This is a genomic window from Vibrio sp. 10N.222.49.C9 (genome assembly GCF_041474985.1).
Classification (GTDB): domain Bacteria; phylum Pseudomonadota; class Gammaproteobacteria; order Enterobacterales; family Vibrionaceae; genus Vibrio; species Vibrio crassostreae_C.
The window spans coordinates 1-423 of sequence record NZ_JBFRVD010001450.1 but is presented as its reverse complement, the minus strand read 5'-3'; the positions used below and the strand labels follow the sequence as shown (position 1 = coordinate 423).

General features: G+C 47.0%; 1 pseudogene. It reads left to right on the top strand.

From position 1 onward, the window contains the following. A pseudogene (locus AB4585_RS28700) lies at positions 1–423 on the top strand (aconitate hydratase B); the annotation flags it as partial.

Here is a 423-nt window from a genome sequence, read left to right as displayed (position 1 = left end):
GTTAAAGCGGGCTTTCTAACAGCAATCACTAAAGGTGAGGTCGAATCACCGCTAGTGAGCAAGCAAAAGGCGGCTGAGCTACTTGGCACAATGCAAGGTGGTTACAACATTGAACCGCTCGTTAGCTTGTTAGACGATTCTGAACTGGCCCCTATCGCAACAAAAGCACTCTCTCATACACTGCTTATGTTCGATGCCTTCTACGATGTAGAAGAGAAAGCAAAAGCGGGTAATGAATTCGCTAAGCAAGTGGTTCAATCGTGGGCGGATGCCGAGTGGTTTACCTCAAAAGATAAAGTTGCTGAGAAAATCACCGTTAAAGTATTCAAGGTGACCGGTGAGACGAACACTGATGATTTGTCTCCCGCACCAGATGCATGGTCACGTCCTGATATCCCTGTGCACGCAAAAGCCATGCTTAAG